This is a genomic window from Mesorhizobium album, assembly GCF_033977205.1.
Lineage (GTDB): Bacteria > Pseudomonadota > Alphaproteobacteria > Rhizobiales > Rhizobiaceae > Mesorhizobium > Mesorhizobium album.
The window spans coordinates 136,380-159,649 of the sequence record NZ_JAVIIW010000011.1; the positions used below are offsets into that span (position 1 = coordinate 136,380).

Annotated in this window: 26 protein-coding genes and 1 tRNA gene; 8 read left to right on the plus strand and 19 right to left on the minus strand. The window is 65.1% G+C overall.

Annotation, left to right across the window (positions count from 1 at the left end; all coding sequences use genetic code 11):
* The first annotated feature begins 6 nt into the window (after positions 1 to 6).
* Both RFN28_RS12080 and RFN28_RS12085 read left to right on the plus strand, forming a co-directional pair.
* A complete protein-coding gene (locus RFN28_RS12080) occupies positions 7 to 828 on the plus strand; it encodes a maleate cis-trans isomerase family protein (protein WP_320287567.1) in 822 nt (273 codons plus the stop codon).
* Between the two features lie 105 nt (positions 829 to 933).
* A complete protein-coding gene (locus RFN28_RS12085; protein ID WP_320287568.1) occupies positions 934 to 1,107 on the plus strand; it encodes a hypothetical protein in 174 nt (57 codons plus the stop codon).
* 27 nt (positions 1,108 to 1,134) lie between these two features.
* Here RFN28_RS12085 and RFN28_RS12090 read toward each other — a convergent pair whose 3' ends face one another.
* Together RFN28_RS12090 and RFN28_RS12095 are read right to left on the minus strand one after the other, a co-directional pair.
* Positions 1,135 to 1,659 carry a GNAT family N-acetyltransferase gene (locus RFN28_RS12090; protein ID WP_320287569.1) on the minus strand — a complete coding sequence of 175 codons (525 nt, stop codon included), beginning with the start codon at positions 1,657 to 1,659 and terminating at the stop codon, positions 1,135 to 1,137.
* Positions 1,656 to 1,901 (minus strand): type II toxin-antitoxin system TacA family antitoxin, encoded by a 246-nt coding sequence (locus tag RFN28_RS12095; protein ID WP_245464839.1) that lies wholly within the window; start codon positions 1,899 to 1,901, stop codon positions 1,656 to 1,658. Before RFN28_RS12095 ends, RFN28_RS12090 begins: the two co-directional genes overlap by 4 nt.
* Before the next feature lie 410 nt (positions 1,902 to 2,311).
* Between RFN28_RS12095 and RFN28_RS12100 the strand changes: the two genes are divergently transcribed.
* Complete coding sequence (locus tag RFN28_RS12100; RefSeq protein ID WP_320287570.1) at positions 2,312 to 2,503, plus strand: Flp family type IVb pilin; 192 nt, start codon at positions 2,312 to 2,314, stop codon at positions 2,501 to 2,503.
* 83 nt (positions 2,504 to 2,586) lie between these two features.
* Here RFN28_RS12100 and RFN28_RS12105 read toward each other — a convergent pair whose 3' ends face one another.
* From RFN28_RS12105 to RFN28_RS12155, 11 genes are all read right to left on the minus strand, one after another.
* Positions 2,587 to 2,892: a UBP-type zinc finger domain-containing protein gene (locus tag RFN28_RS12105; RefSeq protein ID WP_320287571.1), complete on the minus strand. Its 306-nt coding sequence runs from the start codon at positions 2,890 to 2,892 to the stop codon at positions 2,587 to 2,589.
* Entirely contained in the window at positions 2,892 to 4,583 is a 1,692-nt protein-coding gene (locus tag RFN28_RS12110; RefSeq protein ID WP_320287572.1) for an FAD-dependent oxidoreductase, read from the minus strand. The genes RFN28_RS12105 and RFN28_RS12110 overlap by 1 nt, the downstream gene beginning before the upstream one ends.
* 158 nt (positions 4,584 to 4,741) lie before the next feature.
* A tRNA-Leu gene (locus RFN28_RS12115) sits at positions 4,742 to 4,826 on the minus strand.
* Positions 4,827 to 5,138: 312 nt separating this feature from the next.
* Entirely contained in the window at positions 5,139 to 5,759 is a 621-nt protein-coding gene (locus tag RFN28_RS12120; RefSeq protein WP_320287573.1) for a 2,3-bisphosphoglycerate-dependent phosphoglycerate mutase, read from the minus strand.
* A gap of 32 nt (positions 5,760 to 5,791) precedes the next feature.
* Entirely contained in the window at positions 5,792 to 6,613 is an 822-nt protein-coding gene (gene dapB / locus RFN28_RS12125) for a 4-hydroxy-tetrahydrodipicolinate reductase (protein WP_320287574.1), read from the minus strand.
* Positions 6,610 to 8,469 carry an ABC transporter ATP-binding protein gene (locus RFN28_RS12130; RefSeq protein ID WP_320287575.1) on the minus strand — a complete coding sequence of 620 codons (1,860 nt, stop codon included), beginning with the start codon at positions 8,467 to 8,469 and terminating at the stop codon, positions 6,610 to 6,612. The genes dapB and RFN28_RS12130 overlap by 4 nt, the downstream gene beginning before the upstream one ends.
* 228 nt (positions 8,470 to 8,697) lie before the next feature.
* Positions 8,698 to 9,717, minus strand: a complete 1,020-nt coding sequence (locus RFN28_RS12135; protein WP_320287576.1) for a glucokinase — start codon at positions 9,715 to 9,717, stop codon at positions 8,698 to 8,700.
* A 299-nt stretch (positions 9,718 to 10,016) separates the two neighbouring features.
* Positions 10,017 to 11,099, minus strand: coding sequence for a penicillin-insensitive murein endopeptidase (gene mepA, locus RFN28_RS12140; RefSeq protein WP_320287577.1), 1,083 nt, complete (start codon positions 11,097 to 11,099; stop codon positions 10,017 to 10,019).
* Positions 11,100 to 11,183: 84 nt separating this feature from the next.
* Positions 11,184 to 12,089: an SDR family oxidoreductase gene (locus RFN28_RS12145; protein ID WP_320287578.1), complete on the minus strand. Its 906-nt coding sequence runs from the start codon at positions 12,087 to 12,089 to the stop codon at positions 11,184 to 11,186.
* A complete protein-coding gene (gene queG / locus RFN28_RS12150; protein WP_320287579.1) occupies positions 12,089 to 13,246 on the minus strand; it encodes a tRNA epoxyqueuosine(34) reductase QueG in 1,158 nt (385 codons plus the stop codon). The genes RFN28_RS12145 and queG overlap by 1 nt, the downstream gene beginning before the upstream one ends.
* On the minus strand, positions 13,227 to 13,919 hold the full coding sequence (locus RFN28_RS12155; protein ID WP_040970268.1) for a glutathione S-transferase family protein: 693 nt from the start codon (positions 13,917 to 13,919) through the stop codon (positions 13,227 to 13,229). Before RFN28_RS12155 ends, queG begins: the two co-directional genes overlap by 20 nt.
* A 371-nt stretch (positions 13,920 to 14,290) precedes the next feature.
* On the opposite strand from RFN28_RS12155, the gene RFN28_RS12160 reads away from it, so the two are divergent.
* Positions 14,291 to 15,097, plus strand: coding sequence for an undecaprenyl-diphosphate phosphatase (locus tag RFN28_RS12160; RefSeq protein ID WP_320287580.1), 807 nt, complete (start codon positions 14,291 to 14,293; stop codon positions 15,095 to 15,097).
* Between the two features lie 5 nt (positions 15,098 to 15,102).
* Here the strand turns inward: RFN28_RS12160 and RFN28_RS12165 are convergent, their stop codons facing one another.
* Both RFN28_RS12165 and rsmI read right to left on the minus strand, forming a co-directional pair.
* Positions 15,103 to 15,480: a YraN family protein gene (locus tag RFN28_RS12165; protein ID WP_320287581.1), complete on the minus strand. Its 378-nt coding sequence runs from the start codon at positions 15,478 to 15,480 to the stop codon at positions 15,103 to 15,105.
* Entirely contained in the window at positions 15,473 to 16,369 is an 897-nt protein-coding gene (gene rsmI, locus RFN28_RS12170; protein WP_320287582.1) for a 16S rRNA (cytidine(1402)-2'-O)-methyltransferase, read from the minus strand. Before rsmI ends, RFN28_RS12165 begins: the two co-directional genes overlap by 8 nt.
* 158 nt (positions 16,370 to 16,527) lie before the next feature.
* On the opposite strand from rsmI, the gene RFN28_RS12175 reads away from it, so the two are divergent.
* On the plus strand, positions 16,528 to 16,716 hold the full coding sequence (locus RFN28_RS12175) for a hypothetical protein (protein WP_320287583.1): 189 nt from the start codon (positions 16,528 to 16,530) through the stop codon (positions 16,714 to 16,716).
* 207 nt (positions 16,717 to 16,923) lie between these two features.
* Here the strand turns inward: RFN28_RS12175 and hemW are convergent, their stop codons facing one another.
* The 4 genes from hemW to rph all read right to left on the minus strand — a co-directional run bounded on the left by hemW (position 16,924) and on the right by rph (position 20,072).
* Positions 16,924 to 18,102 carry a radical SAM family heme chaperone HemW gene (gene hemW, locus RFN28_RS12180; RefSeq protein WP_320287584.1) on the minus strand — a complete coding sequence of 393 codons (1,179 nt, stop codon included), beginning with the start codon at positions 18,100 to 18,102 and terminating at the stop codon, positions 16,924 to 16,926.
* The gene (gene rdgB, locus RFN28_RS12185) at positions 18,099 to 18,761 is read right to left on the minus strand and encodes an RdgB/HAM1 family non-canonical purine NTP pyrophosphatase (RefSeq protein ID WP_320287585.1); all 663 of its coding nucleotides are present in this window, start codon (positions 18,759 to 18,761) and stop codon (positions 18,099 to 18,101) included. The genes hemW and rdgB overlap by 4 nt, the downstream gene beginning before the upstream one ends.
* Positions 18,761 to 19,171, minus strand: coding sequence for a VOC family protein (locus tag RFN28_RS12190; protein ID WP_320287586.1), 411 nt, complete (start codon positions 19,169 to 19,171; stop codon positions 18,761 to 18,763). The genes rdgB and RFN28_RS12190 overlap by 1 nt, the downstream gene beginning before the upstream one ends.
* A gap of 184 nt (positions 19,172 to 19,355) precedes the next feature.
* The gene (rph, locus tag RFN28_RS12195) at positions 19,356 to 20,072 is read right to left on the minus strand and encodes a ribonuclease PH (protein ID WP_320287587.1); all 717 of its coding nucleotides are present in this window, start codon (positions 20,070 to 20,072) and stop codon (positions 19,356 to 19,358) included.
* A 133-nt stretch (positions 20,073 to 20,205) separates the two neighbouring features.
* Between rph and hrcA the strand changes: the two genes are divergently transcribed.
* The 3 genes from hrcA to RFN28_RS12210 all read left to right on the plus strand — a co-directional run bounded on the left by hrcA (position 20,206) and on the right by RFN28_RS12210 (position 22,960).
* Positions 20,206 to 21,288 carry a heat-inducible transcriptional repressor HrcA gene (gene hrcA, locus RFN28_RS12200; protein WP_320287588.1) on the plus strand — a complete coding sequence of 361 codons (1,083 nt, stop codon included), beginning with the start codon at positions 20,206 to 20,208 and terminating at the stop codon, positions 21,286 to 21,288.
* Between the two features lie 31 nt (positions 21,289 to 21,319).
* A complete protein-coding gene (locus RFN28_RS12205) occupies positions 21,320 to 21,514 on the plus strand; it encodes a hypothetical protein (RefSeq protein ID WP_320287589.1) in 195 nt (64 codons plus the stop codon).
* A 105-nt stretch (positions 21,515 to 21,619) separates the two neighbouring features.
* Positions 21,620 to 22,960: a PQQ-dependent sugar dehydrogenase gene (locus tag RFN28_RS12210; protein ID WP_320287590.1), complete on the plus strand. Its 1,341-nt coding sequence runs from the start codon at positions 21,620 to 21,622 to the stop codon at positions 22,958 to 22,960.
* The last annotated feature ends 310 nt before the right edge of the window (positions 22,961 to 23,270 follow it).

Consider the following 23,270-nt stretch of genomic DNA (forward strand, 5'->3'; position numbering starts at 1 on the left):
AATGCCATGTCTGTCAGCGCAGCTGCTACCCGCCTTCAATCTTCGGGACCGGTCGATCCCAGGCCAGTCGATCTGGGCATCTTGCCGTCCGAGCTCGACGGCGGCCTTGCCGCGCGCGCGGCGATCGGGCTTGCGATTCTCGCTACCGACCAGACGCTGGAGCACGAATTCCGCGCGCTGATCCGAATTCCGGGCGTCGCCTTCTACGAGGCCCGCCTCTTCAACGACAACGACATCACGCCGGAAACGCTGCGCGCCATCGGCCCGCGGATCGCGCCGACCGTCGACCTCATCCTGCCCAGCATTCCGCTCGACGTCGTCGGCTTCGGTTGCACCTCGGCGACCATGACGCTCGGCGAGGAGGCCGTGTTCGCCGAGATCAGGAAGGCACGGCCGGGCGTCGCCTGCACCACGCCGGTGACGGGCGCGCTTGCCGCCTTCAAGGCGCTCGGCGCCAAGGGCATCGGGCTGCTCACGCCTTACGCGCCCGAGATCAACCAGGGCCTGGTCCGCTACTTCACCGGACGCGGGCTCGACATCGCCGCCGTCGCCACTTTCGACCGGCGCGACGACCGCGAAGCGGCCCGCATCTCGCTTGCCTCGATCGAGGCTGCAGCCGAGCGCATGGCGGCGGCGCCGGGCGTGGACGCGATCTTCATCTCCTGCACCAGCCTGCGCGTCGCCGAGGCGGTGGCTGAGCTGGAACGGCGCATCGGCATTCCCGTCACCTCCTCGAACCACGCCATGGCCTGGCACTGCCTGCGGCTTGCCGGCATCGATGATGTCGTGCCGGCCGGCGGCAGGCTGTTTGCCCTGAAAGCCGGCTGACCGCCCGCATGCAGCCCCGAATTCCGCGCATTAACGGAATCGGAAGGAGTTGTTTAACCGTTCGCTACTATGTCCCGCCTCGGGGGCATGACAGAAGTGAGCACGATGAGCGACAGCCCCGAAAAGCGCAACGAATGGCGCGCCATACTCTACGTCCAGGCCCGTGTTGCCGTGCTGTTTGTGCCGATCCTTCTCAGCCTTCTCATCATAGGCTTCCTCGCCGGCAACGACCGCGATCCCGGCGCCATCGACCGGACCGTCACCAGCTCGGTGAAATAGAAGGCTGGCCGTTGGCCTCTGCCCGCTTCATCCACTTTTGCCGGTGGATTGTTCCTTTGGTCTGATTGCCTCACGCAGATCGGCGAGAGAGATCACCAGCGTCATGGGATCGAGGGGCGAGGGGTCGAACCCAAGCGCCGTGTAGTAGCTTCGCGCTTCATCCGAGATGGCGTGGACCAGGATGCCGCGGATGCCGAGCGAGCCTGCAGCATTCATCACCCTGCGTGCTGCATCCTGGACGAGCGCCCTGCCGATTCCTTGTCGCTGACAGGAAGTGTCGATTGCGAGACGAGCAAGAATTGCTCCCGGAGCCGGATCGGGCATATTGCGCCGAAACCGCCCCGGCACATGGCTGGCAATGACGCCGCCCGAAGCGAGCGCGTAGTAGGCGACAACCTTGTCGTCCTTGCAAGTGACGAAGGTGCGTGTCGCGCCACTGTCCTGGTTGGGGAGTGCTCGGCGTTTGACCCAGTCATCCGACGCCGGAACGCCGGATGAAAAAGACGAAAGGTCGTGGCCACGATCCAGCGGTACCGGCGCCTGGAGCGTCACTTGGTTTCCCATGGCAGTGGCGCGTTCATCAGCTTGGACAGTCGCTCGTTCGACTTGGCCGGCACATCGAGCAGAGCAAGGAATTCGGCATAGGCTTCCGGCGAAACCTTGATAAGCGTGCGCTCGAGCAGCGTGTCCTCAGCCATACGCCGGGCAGCGTCGAGGATGAAATCCGTTCGGGTCTTGCCGAGCGTCCGCGCGGCTTCGTCGATCAAGCCGCGCTCCTCGGGCTTGATGCGCATGTTCAGCGTGCTTCTCTTCGAAGCGTCTGGAGATTCGTGCTTCATTGTTCAAGAGTAGTAGCTTGTAATGACGTTGTCATTATAGTGAGAGTAGGTTTTGTTTACGTCGGGATGAATGCAGACGCCATAAAAGGCTTTGTGGAGCGATATAGACAAGAGTCGAGTGCAGAGCAAACCGCAAAAGTCGGTCATCCGCCCTAATTTGCTCATCTATCATCCTGCTCGGTCATCGCTAGCGTTATATATTAGGTATCGCTTCATTACGGCGTGCTATCGTGGTGCCGCCGATCATCAAAACACTATTTCAGATATAACTACAATAACGGAATTTTAACTGTTTCGATTAAGGTCTTCAAAATTGTTTCTTCATAGTTTGAGCAAGTCACTAACGGCAACGAGAGAATCGTCCAATGCTCAAACTAATCAAGCGCTTCAAGAACGACGAATCCGGCGCGACGGCTATCGAGTATGGCTTGATCGCGGCGCTGATCGCACTGGCAATCATGGTCGGAGCAAGCTCGCTCGGCGGGGCGTTGAACACCAAGTTCTCGCTGATAGCCGACTGCGTTAAGGACCCGAAATCGGCTGGATGTCCACAATAAGTTCTGCCCACGTGTTACAGCACGGGCTTTGGGGCCGCCTTCGGGCGGCCTTTTTTTACGCCGCGCCGGGAACCCAGGGCGTCTCAAACAAATCTTGGGATCGGGCCATTCTGCGGCGTTGTCCGCTCGCCAAGGTCGATGAACACCTCATCGACATAGCACCAGCCCCAGCCTTCGGGCGGATCGTAGCCCTCGATGATTGGATGCTGGGTGGCGTGGAAATGCTTCGTGGCGTGGCGATTGGGCGAGTCGTCGCAGCAGCCGACATGGCCGCAGGTGCGGCAGAGCCTGAGATGCACCCACCAGGATCCGCTCTTCAGGCATTCCTCGCAGCCGAGCGCGCTCGGCGTCACGTCTTGGATGTCGTCCGTATGCCTGCATTCGTCCATTACGATCTCCTCGCCAATTCGGCGTGACCGGCACGGCTGCCATTCTGCGCAAGATAAGCATGCAACGCCGCCACGACCTGGGCGCCTTCGCCGACAGCGGCGGCGACGCGCTTGGTCGAGCCGCAACGAACGTCGCCGATGGCGAACACGCCGCTGCGGCTGGTTTCCATCAAGCCGTGTCCCGGCGCCACGTCCGGTCCGGTGCGCACAAAGCCCTTGGCGTCGAGCGCCACCTCGCAATTAGCCAGCCAGTCGGTGTTCGGGTCGGCGCCGATGAACAGAAAGAGATGGCGGATGGGGCGCGTCGTCGCCACGCCGCTCGCGCGGTTGCGCCAGCGCACCTGGTCGAGACTGCCTTCGTGGCCGTCGAGCGCCTCGATCTCGGTCTCAGTCAGCACCTCGATGTTGGGCTGCGCCTCGATGCGCTCGACCAGATAGCGCGACATGGTGGTGTCGAGGCTGTCGCGCCGCGCCAGAAGCGTGACCTTGCGTACCTGGCTCGCCAGATAGACTGCCGCCTGGCCGGCCGAATTGCCGGCGCCGACCAGCGCCACCTCCTGGTTCCGGCAAAGCCGCGCCTCGATCGGCGAGGCCCAGTAATGCACGGAGGTTCCCTCGAATTGAGCGAGATTGGCAATGTCGAGGCGGCGGTAGCGCGCGCCACTGGCGATCACCACCGTGCGGGCGCGTACGGTCTCGCCGTCGCCGACGTCGAGCCGGTAGCCGGACATGTCGCCGGCGGCGCCCAGAAGCTTCGCCTCGTCCGGAATCACCATCTCGACTCCGAACTTTTGCGCCTGGTTGTAGGCGCGCGCCATCAGCGCCATGCCTGTGATGCCGGTCGGGAAGCCGAGATAGTTCTCTATTCGTGAGGACGCGCCCGCCTGGCCGCCGAAGGCGCGGCAGTCGAGCACGATCGTGGACAACCCCTCCGAACCGGCATAGACCGCGGCGGCCAGCCCCGCGGGTCCGGCGCCGACAATGGCCACGTCGTAGACTTTGCTGGTATCGACCGGCCGCAGTAGGCCGACGCAGCGGGCGAGGTCGTTTTCGCCCGGATTGTGCAGCAGCTTGCCGTCGGGACAGAGCACGATCGGCAGATGGTGCGGATCGACATGAAAACGCTCGATCAGTGTCTTGGCGCAAGGGTCGGTGTCGGAATCGAGCGCGCGGTGCGGCAGGCCGCTGCGGGTAAGAAAACCCTGCAGCCGCAGCACGTCGCCATTGCCGGGAGGGCCGATGACGATCGGCCCGCTGATGCCGCTCTCGAGCAGGCCGACGCGACGCAGGATCAATGCCCGCATGATCCGCTCGCCAAGGTTCGCCTCTTGCACGATCAGGTCGCGCAGGCGTTGCGAGGGGATGACAATGGCTTCGACCGACCCGGTCGCCTCGGCATTGACCAGCGACGGCCGGTTCGAAAGCTGCGCCAGCTCGCCGATGAAGTTGCCAGGACCATGGGTGATGATCGCCTCGCGCGGGCCAAGCCCGCTGGCCTGCGTGATGTCGACCTTGCCCGACAGGATAACGATCAGCCCTGGCGAGATCGTGCCGGCCGTGACGATATGCTCGCCGGCGGCATAGGCGCGCGCGTCACCGAAGCGGCGCATGCGCTCGATGTCCGCATCGGTCAGGACGGGGAACATCTGGTCGCGACGGGCGGCGATGGTCGGGCTGACGGAAGGGGCCATGGGCGGACCGTAGCGTTATGGTCGCTGGGTTTGAAGCGGTTTGTTCGGCGACTGGCCGGAAGGGGAGGTCGGCTGACGGCCTTCGGGGGGCTGAAGGCTGATCTCGAACGGTGTGATTGCTGCCGGATAAGGCTGGTCCCGTTGGCAGTCGGGATAAATGGTGCCCAGAAGAGGACTCGAACCTCCACTCCTTGCGGAACACGGACCTGAACCGTGCGCGTCTACCAATTCCGCCATCTGGGCTGGTGCGGGCTCATGTAAGCGGGCGAACGATGCCTGTCAACGCGCTTTTTTTGTCGGCGTCGGCTCTCTCCGTTCCCAGCGTCGCGCTGCCCCTCACCTGCCTGCCGGCATCCTCTCCCCGTAAACGGGGCGAGGGACGCTTTCATCGCCGGCTTCGCCAACCGTCGGCGTTGCAGGAATGGCGCCAGGGTCGCGGCCAGCCTCTTTCTCCCCGTTCACGGGGAGAAATGCCCGGCAGGTCAATGAGGGCGGCGCCAACTTTGGAAATTGGCCGTTTTCCGGTTGAAGCGATCCGTAGCCAAACCGCCGGCTTCAACCCTCAAGCACTTCCTTCTTCGCCACCGTCGAATCGGCGTTGAGCTTGTAGATCACCGGCACGCCGGTGCCGAGCTCGAGCTTGACGATCTCCTCGCCGCTCTTACCGTCCAGCGCCATGATCAGCGCGCGCAGCGAGTTGCCGTGGGCGGCCACCAGCACCGTTTCGCCGCGCAGCACATGCGGCTGCACGTCGTGCAGGTAATAGGGCCACACGCGCGCGCCGGTGTCTTTCAGGCTTTCGCCGCCGGGCGGCGCCACGTCGTAGGAGCGGCGCCAGATATGCACCTGCTCCTCGCCCCATTTCTTGCGCGCGTCATCCTTGTTGAGGCCGGAGAGGTCGCCATAGTCGCGCTCGTTGAGCGCCTGGTCGCGGATGGTCTCGAGGTTGCTCTGGCCGACCACGTCGAGGATGATCTGGCAGGTCTTCTGCGCCCGCTTCAGCGCCGAGGTGTAGGCGATGTCGAATTTCAGGCCGCGTGCCTTGAGCTTCTCGCCGGCGGCAAGGGCTTCCGCATTGCCCTGCTCGGTCAGGCCGACGTCGCGCCAGCCGGTGAACAGGTTCTTCAGGTTCCATTCGCTTTGGCCGTGGCGCACGAGCACGAGAGTTCCCGACATGTTTGCTCCTTCGAATTTGTGGAAAGGGTATCTCAGCTCAGGCCGAGCACGTCCCGCATGGAATAGAGCCCGGGCTTCTTCGCGCGGGCCCAAAGCGCTGCTTTTACAGCGCCGCGGGCAAATATCGCCCGGTCCTCGGCCTGGTGCGAGAGCGTGATGCGCTCGCCGGTGCCGGCCAGGATCACGCTGTGCTCGCCGACCACCGAGCCGCCGCGCAGCGTCGCGAAGCCGATCGTGCCTGACTTGCGCACGCCGGTGTGGCCGTCGCGCACCCGCACGCTGTTGTCCTTGAGCGCGATCTCCCGGCCCTTCGCTGCCGCTTCGCCGAGCAGCAGCGCCGTGCCGGACGGCGCGTCGACCTTGTGCCTGTGATGCATTTCCAGGATCTCGATGTCGAAATCTTGCGGGTCGAGCGCGCGCGCCGCCTGCTCCACCAGCACCGCCAAAAGGTTGACGCCGAGGCTCATATTGCCGGATTTGACGATCGTGGCATGGCGCGCCGCGGCGGCGATCTTGGCATCGTCGTCGGCCGAGCAGCCGGTGGTGCCGATGACATGGACGATGCGCGCCTGCGCGGCATAGCCGGCGAATTCGACGCTTGCGGCGGGAGCGGTGAAATCGAGCACGCCGTCGGCCTTGGCGAAGGCCGGCAGCGGATCGTCGACGATCGCCACGTTGATTGTGCCGATGCCGGCGAGCTCGCCGGCGTCCTTGCCGAGATAGGGCGAGCTCGGCCTTTCAACGGCGCCGGCTACTCTTGCGCCGGGAATCGTGTGGATGGCGCGGATCAGCGTCTGACCCATCCGGCCGGCGGCGCCGACCACCACCAGGCCCATATCGCCCATATCGCTCATGCGCTTCTCCTGACGGTCTTCTTCGCGCGACTGCGCGCGAGCGGAGTTTGGATTGGCTTGGCGTCATCCACAAGCCCAAGCCCCTTCTTGCCCTGCACCCGGTGGAAGCGGGCATAGACGCTGTGCGGATCGGCCATCAGCGAGGCATGCGTGCCTTCCTCGACCAGCCGGCCCTCTTCCAGCACGATGATGTGGTCGGCATTGACCACCGTCGACAGCCGGTGCGCGATGACGATGGTGGTGCGCCCCTCCATGACATGGGTCAGCGCTTCCTGGACCCGCGCCTCCGCCTCGTTGTCGAGCGCCGAAGTCGCCTCGTCGAGCAGAAGGATCGGCGCCTGGCGCACGATGGCGCGGGCGATCGAGACGCGCTGGCGCTGGCCGCCCGACAGCGTCACGCCGTTCTCGCCGACGGGCGTGTCGTAGCCCTGCGGCTGCTGGCGGATGAACTCGTCGGCCGCCGCCTGCCTGGCCGCCAGCTCGATCTCGGCGTCGCTGGCCGAAAGCCGGCCATAGCGGATGTTGTCGCGAATCGTGCCTTCGAACAGATAGGGCGCCTGCGAGACATAGGCGATCGAACCGCGCAGCGACTGCTTGGTCACCTTGGAAATGTCCTGGCCGTCGACCTCGATGCTGCCGCTGTCGACATCGTAGAAGCGCTGCAGCAGCGCCACCAGCGTCGACTTGCCGGCGCCGGAGGCGCCGACGATCGCCGTCACCTTGCCGGCAGCGGCGGTGAAGCTCAGGTTCCTGAGCACCGGCATGTCGGCGCTGTAGCCGAAGGTGACATTGTCGAAGCGCACCTCGCCGCTGGTGATCTTCGCTTCGATCGCGCCGGGCGCGTCGCCCTGCTGCGGTTCGAGGTCGAGCAGCTCGTAGATCATGCGCGCATTGACCAGCGACCGCTCCATGCCGACCTGCATGCGCGCCAGCCGCCTCGCCGGGTCGTAGGCGAGGATCAGCGCGGTGATGAAGGAGAAGACTGCTCCCGGCGCCTGGCCGAGAACCAGCGCCTTATAGCCGGAATAGGCGATGACGCCGGTGACGGCGAGGCCGGCCAGCATGTCGGAAATCGGCGTCAGCCGCTCCGACACGCGCGCGATCTTGTTGCCCCGCTGCTCGGCGCTCTCGGAGAGCTGGCCGATGCGGCGCGACAGCACTTCCTCCATGGTGAAGGCCTTGACGATGGCAATGCCTTGCGTCGCTTCCTGCATGGCGCCGATCAGCCGCGAGTTGATCTGCACCGATTCGCGCGAGATTCGGCGCACGCGGCGCTGCAGATAGACGACTGCCCAGATCAGCGGCGGGCCGATCAGCAGCGAGGAAAGCGACAGGAGCGGGTCCTGATAGATCATGACGCCGATCAGGCCGATCAGCGACACCGCATCGCGCGCGATCGAGGTCAGCGTCATCGACAGGAGATCGCGGATGCCGTTGATGTTTTCGTTGACCCGCGCCGCAAGCTGCCCTGAACGCGTGTCGGTGAAGAAGCCGACGCCGAGCTTCATCAGATGGCCGAAGATGCGGCGCTGGTAGCGCGCCACCAGATTGTTGCCGATCTTGGCCAGCGTCACCGCCTGGCCATAGGTGGCAAGCCCGCGCAGCACGAAGGAAGCCATGATGCCCGCGCAGATCAGGAAGATCAGATCGCCGCGCCGATCATAGAAAATCTGGTTGACGACCGGGCTCATGATCCAGGCGGCAAAGGCCGTCGTGCCCGAAACGAGGAGCGAGCAACCGATGGCGACGACATAGGACCAGCGGTATTCGCGGCCGTTCTCGGTGATGATGCGGCGCAGGATCGCCCAGGTCTCGCCCGGCGAGGGCTTCGCTTGATGTTGAAGCGACTGGCTCAAATCGGGATCTGTTCCGTGATTTCGTTTGGCTCGCAGCCAGGCTGCTTTTTCGGCACCCCTCTTAGCGCCCCGGCTACGGCTTGCCTATGGCGAAACTTCGTCGCGGCATCGCGGAAGCGGCGAAGGATGTCTTTTAATTCCAGAGGCCGGTGCTTGGCACAGGCCTTTCAGACAGGGTCCCGGAGCCTCTGCGACGAAACTCCGCCCTGGGCTGGACCGCAACCAGCCTCACGTCCGCCAGTGCCGTCCCGCGGTCTGGACGCCGAACAGCGACGGGGTCCTGGCATAGGCGGCGAGGCCGAGAAGCGCCGCCAGCGGGTGGGTGATGACATAGACCGGCATCGAGCGCAGCAGCGCGCTGTGCGGCGCCTTGTCCTCGAAAGCGGCGCGGAAATTGCCGGCTTTCAGCGCCGGCACGATTTTTTGCGCGATGCCGCCGGTCAGGAACACGCCGCCCCGGCTCATGAATACCAGCGCCAGGTCGCCGGCGGTGCGGCCGAGGCAGGTGACGAACAGCGACAGCGCCTCTTCCGCCACCGGGTCGGATTTGGCGAGCCCGGCCGCGGTGATCTCGGCAGGCGTCGTGAACGGCGTCGGCTTGGCGTCGGCCTTGGCGACGGCGCGATAGAGATTGACCAGCCCGCGGCCGCACAGGATCTGCTCGCCGGAGATACGGCCCTCGAGCTTTTCGATATGCGGAAACACCTCGAAATCGCGCGGCGTGCGCGGGCCTATATCCATATGCCCGCCCTCGCCCGGCACCGGTATCCAGTGGCGCAGCGCGTAGATCAGCCCGGCAACGCCGAGCCCGGTTCCGGGGCCAAGCACGACCCTGCCGGCGCTTGGCTCCGGCGTGCCACCGCCGATCTTTTCCATATGCTCTTCGCCGAGCGCCACCACCGCCAGCGCCTGCGCCTCGAAATCGTTGAGCACCACGATCTCGCTCAAGCCCAGATTGGCAAACATCTGGTGCGGCTTGACCACCCAGGGGCAGTTGGTGAGCCGGATCTCGTCGCCGTCGACCGGGCCGGCGACCGCCAGCACCGCCGAATGCGGCTGGACCGACGAGCGGTCGAGCACCGCCGACTGGATCGCGTCGTCGATGGTCTTGAAATTGGCCGTCTGCACGATCTGCGGCTCGGTCGCTTCCGAATTGGCGTCGAGCACGATCGAGAAGCGCGCATTGGTGCCGCCAATGTCGCCGATCAGGACCGGGAACCGCAGCGCTGTATCCTCTTCGCCTGCCATTTTGCTCGCTCGTCCCCGTGTTGGCCATCTGCCGCCTGTCTGTTCGTTGAACTAGCGCATGGACCAGCAAAGGGAAAGCGGCTTCGCTTCAGGCTTGGATTCCTGGCCTGGCGACATCCTCTCCCCCTTGAGGGCAGGGAAATCGCATATGGCGCTCCCCACTCCGTCTCGGCTTCGCCGAGCCACCTCTCCCTACGTTCGTGGGGGAGAGGAAACGCCAATCGACGAGGTCGCGGCCTTGAGAGGCCTGGGTTTCCTCTCCCCCTGGACATTGGCAAGGGGGAGATTACGCAGGAGCCTCAGTTCCCAGGTCTCGGACGCGGCAGCGGAATGCCGATCGAGGGCGTGGGAGCGAAGGCGCTCGCCTGGGCCGGGAATGCCGCCGCGCTGCTGGAAATCGTCTCCGCCGGCTCGGTCGGTTCCGGCCTAGCTGCCGCCACCGCTGTCGCGCCGCCGCCCTGATAGGTCACGGCCTCCAGCGACGGCGCGTCCGGCGCGGCAAGCACCGCCTGGCACTCTCGCGGCAAATTGGCCATGGTCATCAGGTCGCGGGCCTTCGGCGCATCCGGGTTCTTGTTCGGCCGCCAGGGCTCCTCGGTGAACCACCAGGCAAGTGGCTTGCCGCAGCCGTCGTCGTCAGGCGTCGCCTCCTGCGCCTTGCAGCCGGGCGAGCCCGGCTGGCAGCCGATGCGCATATGGAAATGATAGTCGTGACCCCAGAACGGGCGGATCTTGCGCAGCCAGGAACGATCGCCGGTGACCGTGTCGCAAAGCTTCTTCTTGATGCCCGGATTGACCAGGATGCGCTCGACCTCCGGATAGCTCGCCGCGCGCTTTAAGAGCCGTGTATGCGCCGGCGTCCACAGCGCGTCCTTCACCAGATGCGTCTTCTCGTCGACCATCAGCGTGGCGCTCATGGTCTCGCGCTGCGCCATCGTCAGCGGCCGTCTCGGCATCGGCGTCAGCCAGACGTCGGCATCGAGGCCGATCTGGTGCGAGGCATGGCCGGTCATCATCGGGCCGCCGCGCGGCTGCGAGACGTCGCCTATCAGAAGCCCGGGCCAACCATCCGCCTGGGCATCGCGCGCGAGCTTCTCGATCAGCGCGATCAGCGCCGGATGACCCCAGCGGCGGTTGCGCGAGGGACGCATCACTTCCCAGGCCGGGCCTTCCATCGGCAAGGCGACGCCGCCGGTGAAGCAGCCCTTGGAGTAAAAGCCGAAGGACTGCGCGGGCGCCACCGCCGGCAGCTTCTTGGCGCTGAACAGGTCTTTTGCACGCGGTTCGGCCGAAATCGCAGCCGCTGCCAGCGCGGCCAAAGCCACCAACGCAAGCGCGGCGGTCAGGAACGGCTTCCTGTCGGGCAGCGATCGCAATGTCATCAGGCCGGGTCCCCTCTCCAGCGACGCAATCTCGGGCGACATGCTCCAGGCCCGAATCATATCACGGCATGCGCCTCGCTTCGATCACGAGCGTTTCATCGGGCTGCGCGGCTCTCCGTCCCGCCAGTTGTCGTCGGTCCGCATCTGCTCCAGCGCCGCCCGGTAATTCGGGAAGCGGAAGCGGTAGCCGGCCGCCTTGATCGCCTTGTTGGCGACGCGCTTGTTCTCGCCATAGAAAGAACGCGCCATGGGCGAAAGTTGGGCGGTCTCGAAGGGAATTTCGGGTGGTGCCTCCACCCCCAGCAGTCCAGCGGCATAGGCGACGACATCCTGCGGCGGCGCCGGCTCGTCGTCGGTGACGTTGAAGATGCCACCAAGATTTTTCTCCGCCAGATGCCAAAGCGCGCCGGCAATATCGTCGCAATGGATGCGGTTGAACACCTGGCCGGGCTTGACCAGCCGCCGCGCCGTGCCGTCCTCGATGTTCGCGAGCGCGTTGCGGCCCGGACCATAAATGCCGGACAGCCGCAGGATCGCGACCGGTCGGCCGATCTCGCGGCCAAGAGCCAGCCATTCCTGTTCGGCCGCCACCCGCATCACCGAGCGCTTCGACACCGGCCTGCATTCGGCCGTCTCGTCAACCCAGGCCCCGCCATGGTCGCCATAAACCCCGACGGTGGAGAGATAGCCGATCCATTCCAGCGCCGGCATTTTTGCCCGGATCGTTTCGCCGGCGGCGTTGAGCACCGGATCACCCGCTTCGTCCGGCGCGACCGAGACGACGAGGTGCGTAGTTTGCCGAAGCGCATCGCCGATCTCGGGGGTCAGCGCTCCGTCGAAATGGAGCGGCCCGATGCCCGCCTGCCGCAACGCTTCGAATTTTTCCAGCGAGCGCGTTGTGCCCAGGATCGGCGCGCCCTGCCAGTTTGCCCGGGCAAAAGCCTTGCCGGAATAGCCGGCGCCGAAGATGAAGAAGCGTCTTTCGCCCATCAAGGAACCTCTGCAGAATTTCGCCGCGCCGACAGCCATTCCTCGCGCACCATTGCGTCGCCTTCGGTCTTCGAAGCCGATGCAGCGAGCCTGGCAAAATCGCGCCGCGGCATCAGTTGCGATAGCGCCCAAACTGCCGCACCTCGCACCAGCGGCGAGCCGTCGTCGAGCAAACCGCGCACGCTCGACGTTAGCGAGGTATCGCCCGAATTGCCGGCGGCGATCAGCACGTTGCGGACAAAACGGTCGCGGCCGATGCGCTTGATCGGTGAGCCCGAGAAGAAGGATCGAAACGCTGCGTCGTCGAGAAGCAGGAGCTCCGACAGCGGCGGCTCGCGCAGGTCGTTGCGTGCGGCAAGCTTGGCCTCGGAGGCGACGCTGGCGAACTTGTTCCACGGACAGGCGGCGAGGCAGTCATCGCAGCCATAGATGCGGTTGCCGATCTTCTCGCGGAATTCGCGTGGGATCGGTCCCTTGTGCTCGATGGTGAGGTAGGAGATGCAGCGCCGCGCATCGAGCCGGTAGGGTGCCGGGAAGGCATTGGTCGGGCAGACGTCGAGGCAGGCGCGGCAGGAGCCGCAATGATCGATTTCTGCCTTGTCCGGTTCGAGCTCGGCCGTCGTGAAGATGGTGCCGAGGAACAGCCATGAGCCATGCTCGCGGCTCACCAGATTGGTGTGCTTGCCCTGCCAGCCGAGGCCGGCGGCTTCGGCCAGCGGCTTTTCCATCACCGGAGCGGTATCGACGAACACCTTCACGTCGCCGCCGGCGCGCGCGACGATCTTGCCGGCGATCTCCTTCAGCCGGCCCTTCATCACATCGTGATAGTCGCGGTTTTGCGCATAGACCGAGATCGCACCGCGATCGCGTTTGCCGAGGACATCGCGCGGATCGCGGTCCGGGCCGTAATTCATCGCCAGGACGATGATCGAACGCACCTCCGGCCATAGCGTCGAGGGCTGAGCTCTGCGCTCGATGGTCTCGGCGATCCAGTCCATCGAGCCGTGGAACCCGTCGGCGACGAACTCAGCCAGGCGCGCGGGCGCATGCGGGATCGCGTCCGGCCTGGTGACGGCAACGGCGTCGAAGCCGGCCCGGCGCGCCTCCGCGTTGATCAGCGCGCGCAGGCGGGTCTTGTCAGAAATCGAGGTCCGCATAGTGCGATACCGGCGACAGGCCGCGCACCCGGTCGGAGAGCAGCGGCCGGAACGAGGGCCGGGATTTCACCCTAGTATACCATTCGCGCGCGGCAGTGTGCTCGCGCCAGTCGATCTCGCCGAGATAATCGAGCACCGAAAGCGTTGCCGCTGCGGCGAGGTCGGCATAGGTCACCCTGTTTCCGGCCAGCCAGTGGCGGGTGCCGGCCAGCCAGTTGGTGTATTTCATGTGCTGGCGGATATTGGCGCGCGCGGCGCGGATCGCCGCCGAATCGGGCGAGCCGCCGCCCGCCGTTTCCGGCATCACCGGCTTCAGCACGCGCTCGCGCACCAGATGGCGGGTGACCTCGCTTTCGGCCTTGCTGAGATACCAGTCGGTCAGCCGGCGGATCTCTGCGCGCTGCATAGGGTCTTCCGCGAACAGCCGCTTGTCGCGCTTCAAGACGCCGCGCGTCTCGTCGAGATATTCGGCGATCACCATGGCGCCGACGATCGGCACGTCGCCTTCGGCAAGCAGGATCGGCAGCGTGCCGGCGGGATTCAGCGCCAGGAACTCCTTGCGCCGCGTCCAGGGCTTCTCCTCGATCAGCGCCAGTTCCTCGCCGTACTCGCCAAAGGCGAGGCGCACGAACCGGCAGGTGGCGAACATCGGGTGATGGAAAAGCGTCAGCATGGTTCCGCGATGATAGGGCGCACTAGTGTGGTGGATTTGAAGTTCCTGCACCCTCAATGGCATCAGAGTTCAGGAACTTCAAATCCAAAACCACACTAGAACTCAAAGTTGACAGTGTGGCTTAGAATCCGGAGTTCGCTCACTGCGTTGCTCCTAGGTGTGGCGAATTCCGGATTGCCACACTGGCGAATCGGTACCGGCGCCGGTAAGTCTCGGCCGTCCGATTCCAGGGACTGTCATGTGTTGCGACCTATAGGGGCACTTCCGCGCCATGACAAGCAAGGCCGTCCCTTGGAGCATGATGTCGTCCGAAAACCGCTTCACACTTTTCGGCATCATGCTCTAGCCATCACTCGAAAGCAGAGGTTGCCATGGAAAGCCAGACCATCGTCGAAGCGCTGCTGCTTGGGCTGCTGGAGGGCCTGACGGAGTTCATCCCGGTCTCCTCGACCGGCCACATCCTGCTCGCCGGCCACTTCCTTGGCTTCCATTCGACCGGCAAGGCCTTCGAGATCCTGATCCAGCTCGGCGCGATCCTGGCGATTCTGAGCGTCTATTTCCGCCGCCTCTGGAAAATGCTGCTCGAGCTGCCCCACGACCGGCTGACCCGGCATTTTGTCATCGGCATCCTGATTGCCTTCCTGCCGGCGGCGGTCATCGGCGCGCTGGCGCATGATTTCATCAAGACCTTCCTGTTCGAATCGCCGCGGCTGATCTGCATCATGCTGATCATCGGCGGCGTGGTGCTGCTCGCCGTCGACCGCATGAACCTCAAGCCCGTCTATCGCGACGTCGAGCGCTTCCCGACCAGGCTCTATCTGCAGATCGGACTGTTCCAGTGCCTGTCGCTGATTCCCGGCACCTCGCGCTCCGGCTCCACCATCGTCGGCGCGCTGCTGCTCGGCGTGGAGAAGCGTGCCGCCGCCGAGTTCTCCTTCTTCCTCGCCATGCCGACCATGGTCGGTGCCTTCGCCTTCGACCTGTTCAAGAACCGCAACGTGCTGACCTCGGCCGACCTGCCGATCATCGCCATTGGCTTCATCGCTGCCTTCGTTACTGCGCTGTTCGTCGTGCGCTTCCTGCTCGACTACGTCTCGCGCAATGGCTACGCGCTGTTCGGCTGGTGGCGCCTGGTGGTTGGCGGGCTCGGGCTGGCGGCGCTGATGATCTGGGGGTGAGCCCCTCAGTTCCTCCCATAAAACGCGTTCTCGACATGCACCGGCCAGCGCCAGGGCAGCACCGCCACCATGTCGAAGCGTACCGAGAGCCTGCCGTAGTCCGGCTGGCGCGATAGCCAGAGGTCGGCGGCGCCTTCGATGCGCCGTTCCGACGCGTGGGCGATCGCTTCCATCGCCTCCATCAGTGTGCGGCGCGCCTTGACCTCGACGAACAGCACAAGGTCGCCGCGCCTGGCAATCAGGTCGATCTCCCCGAGCTTGGTGCGATGGCGGCGGGCAAGGATGCGGTAGCCCTTCAACATCAGCGCCAGCGCTGCCAGCCATTCGCCGCGATGGCCGCGCCGATAGGCCTTGCGCCGATGACCGACGGTGCGCTCAACCATTGCCGTCCGCCCTCAGTTCAAGCAGCCGGCGGTAGAGCGCCTGCTTCTGGCCGCCGGTCATCTTGGCCGCTTCCGCCGCCGCCTTGGAGGCCGGCATTTCGGCGGCCAGCGACAACAGCAGCCGGTCGATATCGGCCGGCTGGTCTTCGCCCGCTTCCGGCGGCCCGACGCAGATGACGATCTCGCCCTTCGGCGTGTCGGCCGCCGCATAGTGGTCGGCGAGCTCGGCAAGCGTACCCGTCCGCATCTCCTCGAAGGTCTTGGTGAGCTCTCGGCCGATCGCCGCCTTGCGCGTTCCGCCCAGCGTCTCGACCATTGCGGCAAGCGTCTCAGCCAGCCGGCGCGGCGATTCGAAGAAGATCAATGTCGCCGGCACCTGCTTGAATGTTTCGAGCTTTGTCAGCCGCTGGCCTGCCTTGGTGGGCAAGAAACCGGCGAACAGGAAGGCGTCGGACGGCAGGCCGGAGGCGGTCAGCGCGGCAAGCGCCGCCGAGGGTCCGGGTATCGGGACAACGCGGATACCGCGCTCCAGCGCCTCGCCGACAAGCCGGTAGCCCGGATCGGAAACCAGCGGCGTGCCGGCGTCGGAAATCAATGCTACGCTCTGCCCGGCCTGCAAGGCTTCGATCAGCTTCGGCCCGGCCTCGCCGGCATTGTGCTCGTGATAGGCCGTGGTGCGGCGGCGAATGCCGTAGCGCTCGAGCAGCACACGCGAGACGCGGGTGTCCTCGCAGGCAACGATGTCGGCGCTGGCCAGCGTCTCCAACGCCCGCAGCGTGATGTCGGCCAGATTGCCGATCGGCGTCGCCACAAGATAGAGCGCCGGCTCCAGCGGCCGTGCCGCGATCTCGGTCTGCGCGATCAGATAGCTGCGTTTGTCGCCGGTCAAGAATAACCCTCCATTCACCCTGTTTGGCATGGCCTACGCTTGGTTGCAAAACGTGAAGGCGGGGTAAGCAAATCGCCATGCCTTCGCCACAGTGAGGAACGACACCCGCCGTCGGCGGATTTAATCCCCTGATTCCCCGGAGGAGGCAGGACCGGACGATGCCCAATCGCTTCGACATCTTCATCAGCCGACTTGAAAGCAAGACCGCCCGCGAGGGCATCCCCGCACATCCGATAAATGATCAGCACGGCACTCGCCGCGACAAGGCCGACGTGAAGCCGGTCCGCAACGGCGAGCCGCACGGCGAAAAGACCCGCGGCAAGCAGCGCCAGAAGCACGACGCTTGAAGCGTCGCATGCGAGCGCTGACCGCTCTCGCCTCGTCCCAGGGCGAAGCAAGGAGCGAAGCGACGCGGCGCAGACCCTGGGATCCATGCCGTTACATCGAAGCGTCGCCAACGGTGCAGAATTCTGCTCCGCCGCGCCCTTCGCGTAGGCCACGGCATGGATCCTCGGGTCAAGCCGGTCAAGCCCGAGGATGACGAAGGCGCGAGGTCACCTAGCCAAATCCGCCACCACCGCATCCAGCACGATCATGCCGGCGGTCGTCGCGCGGAGGCGGGCATTGCCGACCGGCGCCACCAGTCCTTCTTCCTGCAGCACAGAAAGCCTTGCGGTCGACAGGCTGCGCCCGGCAAAGGTCTCGTAGCGCGCGAGGTCGATGCCTTCGGCGAGCCTCAGCCCCATCAGCAGGAATTCGTCGGCCTCCTCGGCGCGCGTCAGCACCTCGCCGCCGGTGACGCCATGGCCCCTGGCCTCGACCAGATTGAGCCAGGTCTCCGGCATTTTTTCCGCGACCGTCACGGTGCGGCGGCCGTTCTCGACGAAGCGGCCATGCGCGCCCGGTCCGACGCCGACATATTCGCCATATCGCCAGTAGGTCAGGTTGTGCCGGCTTTCCGCGCCCGGCCGCGCGTGGTTAGAGATCTCATAGGCCGGCAGGCCATGCACCGCGGTCACTTCCTGGGTCAGCGCGTAGAGATCGGCGGCATGGTCGTTGTCGGGCAGGACGAATTTTCGTGCCGCGTGCAGCGTGTGGAAGGGCGTCCCTTCCTCGATGGTGAGCTGATAGAGCGAGAGGTGGTCGGCAGCATGGCCGATCGCTTGCTCCAACTCCGCCCCCCACGCCTCCGGCGTCTGGCCCGGCCGCGCATAGATCAGGTCAAAGGAAAGCCGCGGAAAGATTTCCCGGGCGAGTCCAATCGCGTGCAGCGCCTCCTCGACATTGTGCAGCCGGCCGAGGAAGCGCAGGTCCTTGTCGTTCAGCGCCTGGACGCCGAGCGAGACGCGATTGACGCCGGCAGCGCGATAGCCGCGGAAGCGCTCGGCCTCGACCGAGGAGGGGTTGGCCTCGAGCGTCACCTCGATGCCGGCGGGCACAGTCCAGTTCTTCGCCACGGCCTCCAGCACCGCCCCGACAGTTTCCGGCTTCATCAGCGACGGCGTGCCGCCGCCGAGGAAGATGCTGGTCACCTCGCGCGGACCGGTGCGGTCTCGCATCGTCGCCAACTCCTTCTCGAAGGCACGCGCGAAACGCTCCTGGTCGACCGGCTGGTGGCGGACGTGGCTGTTGAAGTCGCAGTAAGGGCATTTGGCCGCGCAAAACGGCCAATGGATATAGACCCCGAAACCGGGGCTGCGGTCGAGCGCCATGGTTTGGCCGGTGCCGATCATTCCGAACCTAGCCTGGCCAAATCCAATCGGGCTTGCGCAAACTTCTGGAAGGCGTGGGCGCGATGCGACAGCGCTGTGGCCTGGCCGGGCTTCCAGCCATGCTTTTGCTCGGCGCTCATCTCGCCAAAAGTTTTGTCGAAGCCGTTGGGCAGGAACACCGGGTCGTAGCCGAAACCGAGCGTGCCGCGCGGCGGCCAGACCAGCGTGCCTTCGGCCTCGCCCCGGTAATATTCGGCATCGCCGTCGGGAAAGGCGAGGCAGATGACGGCGACGAAGCGGCCGGTGCGTTGCGCCGGCTCGGTCGCGCCGACCTCCTGCAGGGCTAGTTCAGTGCGCTGCATGGCCATGCCGAAATCGCGTGTGCCGTCCGCCGTCTCGGCCCAGTTGGCGGTGTAGATGCCCGGCGCACCGTCGAGCGCGTCGACGCAGAGCCCGGAATCATCCGATAGCGCCGGCAGGCCGGTGGCCTTGGCCGCGGCATATGCCTTGATATAGGCGTTCTCCTCGAAACTCGTGCCCGTCTCGTCAGGTTCCGGCAGGCCGTACTCCTTGGCCGATTTCGCCTCGAAGCCGAACGGCGCCATCAGGTCGGCGAATTCGCGCAGCTTGCCTGCATTGTGGCTGGCGACGACGATCTTCTGTCCGTTCAAAGAATGCATCAGAGGCCCCAGATCCTTGGCTCGGCGAACTCGATCGAATTGCCCGAAGGGTCGCGGATATAGATCGAATGTCCGCCCTGCGGCCATTCGAAATCGCTTTCGATGGTGACGTTCTTAGACGCCAGGCGTTTGCGCCATTCGGCGATCTCGGCCGCAGTCGCGGTGAAGCAAAGATGGCCCTCGCCGACCGTGCCGTGCGGCGGCACCTTCACCCTGGCATCAGGCGCCGGCGGTATTTTGGTCGCCTCGGCATTGAAGAGAAGCAATACGCCGTCGCCGCATCGGAAGAAGACGTGGCGGCCTTCGACTTTGCCAACCGTCTCGAGGCCGATCACATCGCGGTAGAAGGCTTCGGCCTCGGCCAGATCAGTCACATAGAGAGCTGATTCCAAAATCGCCGAGGGGGTCACGAGGCACCCCCCTCTGGCCTGCCGGCCATCTCCCCCGCAAGGCGGGAGATTGGCAGCTCCGCCGACATCGTCTCAACGTTGGTGGTTGGCGAAACCCGAAGTGCCGCCCGATCTCCCCCCTTGCGGGGGAGATGGCCGGCAGGCCAGAGGGGGGTGCGAAGGATCGCCAACCTCATCAATAACCCTACGCCACCGCCATTTGCTGCAAACTCACCAGCCGCGAAATACCCTTCTTGGCGAGCGCCATCAGCGCGGAAAACTGCTCCTCGGAGAAGGGCTCGCCTTCGGCGGTGCCCTGGATTTCGACGATGCCGCCCTTCCCGGTCATGACGAAATTGGCGTCGGTGCCGGCCGACGAATCCTCCAAATAGTCGAGATCGATGACCGGCTGGCCGTCATGGATGCCGCAGGAAATCGCCGCAACATGGTCCTTGAGCACTTTGGAGACGCTGACCATCTGGCGGGCTTCCATCCAGCGCAGGCAGTCATAGAGCGCCACCCAGCCGCCGGTGATCGAAGCCGTGCGGGTGCCGCCGTCGGCCTGGATGACATCGCAGTCGACGGTAATCTGCTGTTCGCCCAGCGCCTGCAGGTCGACCACGGCGCGCAAGCTGCGGCCGATCAGCCGCTGGATCTCCAGCGTGCGGCCGCCCTGCTTGCCGGCCGAGGCCTCGCGTCGCATGCGCTCGCCGGTCGAGCGCGGCAGCATGCCGTATTCGGCCGTCACCCACCCCTTGCCGGAATTGCGCATCCAGGCTGGCACCTTTTCCTCCAGGCTCGCCGTGCACAGGACATGCGTGTCGCCGAACTTCACCAGGCACGAGCCTTCGGCATGCTTGGAGACGCCGCGCTCGAAGGAGATGGCGCGCATTTCGTCGGCTTGGCGTTTGGAGGGGCGCATCGAGGCTCTTTCTGTTCTTCTTTTGGATTCGTCGGCGGCTTGTAGACGCATGCGGCGCATGGCGCAAAGGAAAATGGGCCGTTGCACCTGGAGCGGCCAGGTTTATATTTTTCGGTTGGAGGTTTTGCCCGGAATGAACAAGGCAGTCGATCCCGCTTCGCAGCCGCCCGTCCTTCAGTCGCTCGACATGCGCTCGCGCGACATCTTCAGGCGGATCGTCGATTCCTATCTGCGCGACGGCGAGCCGGTCGGCTCGCGCAGCCTGTCGCGCATCCTGCCCTCATCCCTTTCCCCGGCCACCATCCGCAACGTGATGAGCGACCTCGAGCATCTTGGCCTGATCTACGCGCCGCATGTCTCGGCCGGCCGCCTGCCGACCCAGATAGGCCTGCGTTTCTTCGTCGACGCCTTCATGGAACTCGGCGACCTCTCGGACGAGGAGCGCCGTGTCATCGAGGCGCAGGTACGCGCCTCGGGCTCGGGCGCCACGCTGGAGCATATGCTGACCGAGGCCAGCCAGATGCTTTCGGGCATGTCCCGCGGCGCCGGACTTGTGCTTGCCGCCAAGAACGAGGTGGCGCTGAAGCACATCGAGTTCATCCAGCTCGAGCCCACCAAGGCGCTCGCCGTGCTGGTGTCGCAGAGCGGCGACGTCGAGAACCGCGTCATCGACCTGCCGGCCGGCATAACCGTCTCGCAGCTGCACGAGGCCTCAAACTTCCTCAACGCCCACATCCGCGGCCGCACGCTGGCCGAAGCGCGGATCGAGGTCGCCCGCATCAAGGACGAGACGAGGGCTGCCCTCGACACGCTGTCGCAGGAGTTGGTCGAGAAGGGCCTCGCGGTCTGGGCCGGCGCCGAAAGCGGCCTGCCGGCGCGTCTCATCGTGCGCGGCCGCGCCAACCTCTTGGAGAATGTCACCGCCCAGGCGGACCTCGAGCTGCTGCGCCATCTTTTCGAGGACCTGGAGACGCAGGACGGGCTGCTGCAGTTGCTCGACCTCGCCGAGGAAGGCCCCGGCGTGCGCATCTTCATCGGCTCGGAGAACAAGTTGTTCTCGCTGTCCGGCTCTTCGCTCGTGGTCGCGCCCTATCGCGACAAGGACGCGCGCGTCGTCGGCGCGCTCGGCGTCATCGGCCCGACGCGATTGAACTATGCCCGTATCGTGCCGATGGTCGACTATACTGCCCAGTTGATTTCACGCATGCTGAGGTAGGCGAGTAGGAATCGCCGCAAGGAGGGTGGAAATGGCGCTGGAATCGTTCAAGGCCCAGATCAGCCTGCTGCTCGAGGAGATGGTGAACCAGCCCAAGGACGAGCACGAAGTGCAGGAGCAGCTGCGCGAGAAGCTCAGGGAGATGCGCGCCATGGGCCTGCCGCTGCCGGCCGATCTGGTCGCGCTGGAAAAGCAGCTCGACGAGGATCTGGACGTCGAGGGTTAAGAAGCTCGGCTTTCTCAATTCTACATGCGCCAGCCGTTCTTCATGGAACGCCTGTTGATCCTGGCTGTTTCTGCGCATGACGCGCGGCAAACCATGGAGAACAGCATGATCCGCATCACCAGCCTTGCGGCCCTCGGCTTGCTCCTGGCCGCCAGCGCCTCCGCGCAGCAGGCCGATCAGCCGCTGCTGACCGGCGAAAAGGCCTTCGGCGACTGGAAGGCCGATCGTCCGGGCGTTCGCCGCCTGATCAAGCCGGACGACCTGCCGGCACCGCGCACCGGCAGGCTGGCATCGAATGCTCCTGGCCTGGCCGATCGCCCCCAGGGCGCGAAGCCGACATTGCCGCCCGGCTTTTCCGCGGAACTGGTTGCCTCCGGCATAGAAAACCCGCGTGTCGTGCGCGTCGCCCCGAATGGCGACCTCTTCGTCGCCGACAGCCAGGCCAACCGGATCCGCGTCTACCGCCTGGCCGCAGGCAGCGCGAAACCCGCGGAAAAATCCATCTTCGCCGACGGCCTCAGCCAGCCCTACGGCATCGCCTTCTACCCTCCGGGCGACAAGCCGCAATGGGTCTATGTCGCCAACACCGACAGCGTCGTGCGCTTTGCCTATCGCGACGGCGACCTCAAGGCTTCCGGCGAGCCGGAAACCATCGTCGCCGGAATCCCGGCCGGTTATCATTGGACCCGCGACATCGCCTTCTCGCCCGACGGCAGGACGCTCTATCTGTCGGTCGGCTCGGGCTCGAACACCGCCGAGGATATAGGACCCAGGCCCAAAGGCGGTCTCGAGGAATGGATGAAGTCGAAACCGCTAGGCGCTGCTTGGGGCTCGGAGGCGGGTCGCGCCGACGTGCTGGCCTTCGACCCCGACGGCAGGAACGGGCGCACTGTCGCCACGGGCCTGCGCAACTGCTCGGGCATGACCGTGCAGCCGGCGACGGGCGCGCTCTGGTGTGTCGTCAACGAACGCGACGAGCTTGGCGAGAATCTGCCCTTCGATTATGCGACGGTCGTCAAGGACGGCGCCTTCTATGGCTGGCCCTGGTACTATATCGGCTCCAACGAGGATCCGCGCCACGAAGGCGCCCGTCCCGATCTCGCCGGCAAGGTCACGGTGCCCGACGTGCTGATGCAGGCGCATTCGGCGCCGCTCAACATCGCTTTTTACGAGGGAAGCAACTTCCCGGCCGAGTACAAGGGCGACGCCTTCGTCGCCCTGCACGGCTCATGGAACCGCAACGTCCGCAGCGGCTACAAGGTGGTGCGGCTGAAGTTCAAGGACGGCAAGCCGACCGGCGAGTATGAGGATTTCGCCACCGGCTTCGTCATCTCGGACGACGAGGTCTGGGGCCGGCCGGTGGGCGTGGCGGTGGCAAAGGACGGCGCGCTGATTTTCACCGAGGACGGCAACGGCACCATCTGGCGCATCAGTTATGGTGGGTAGCTGCTCGACAGGAATCTGAAAGCTGCCGCTTGTTGCGGGCAAACGTCCATTCTGCGAAATCGGCGCAAACGCTGGGGTTGGCGGAAGCCCCTCATCCTCGTCATTCTAGGGTCTGTGCGCGTCGCTCCGCTCCTTGCTCCGCCCTAGAATGATGGGTGGACGGCCCCTTGCGGCATCGAATGTGCCAAGCTGGTCGTGATGAAACCCCAGCGGAGGAGACCGTCCGTCATGCAAGCTATCAGATTTGGAATCGATCTGGCCAAGAATGTGTTCCAGGTGCACGGCGTGGATGCGAGCGGGCAGGTGGTGG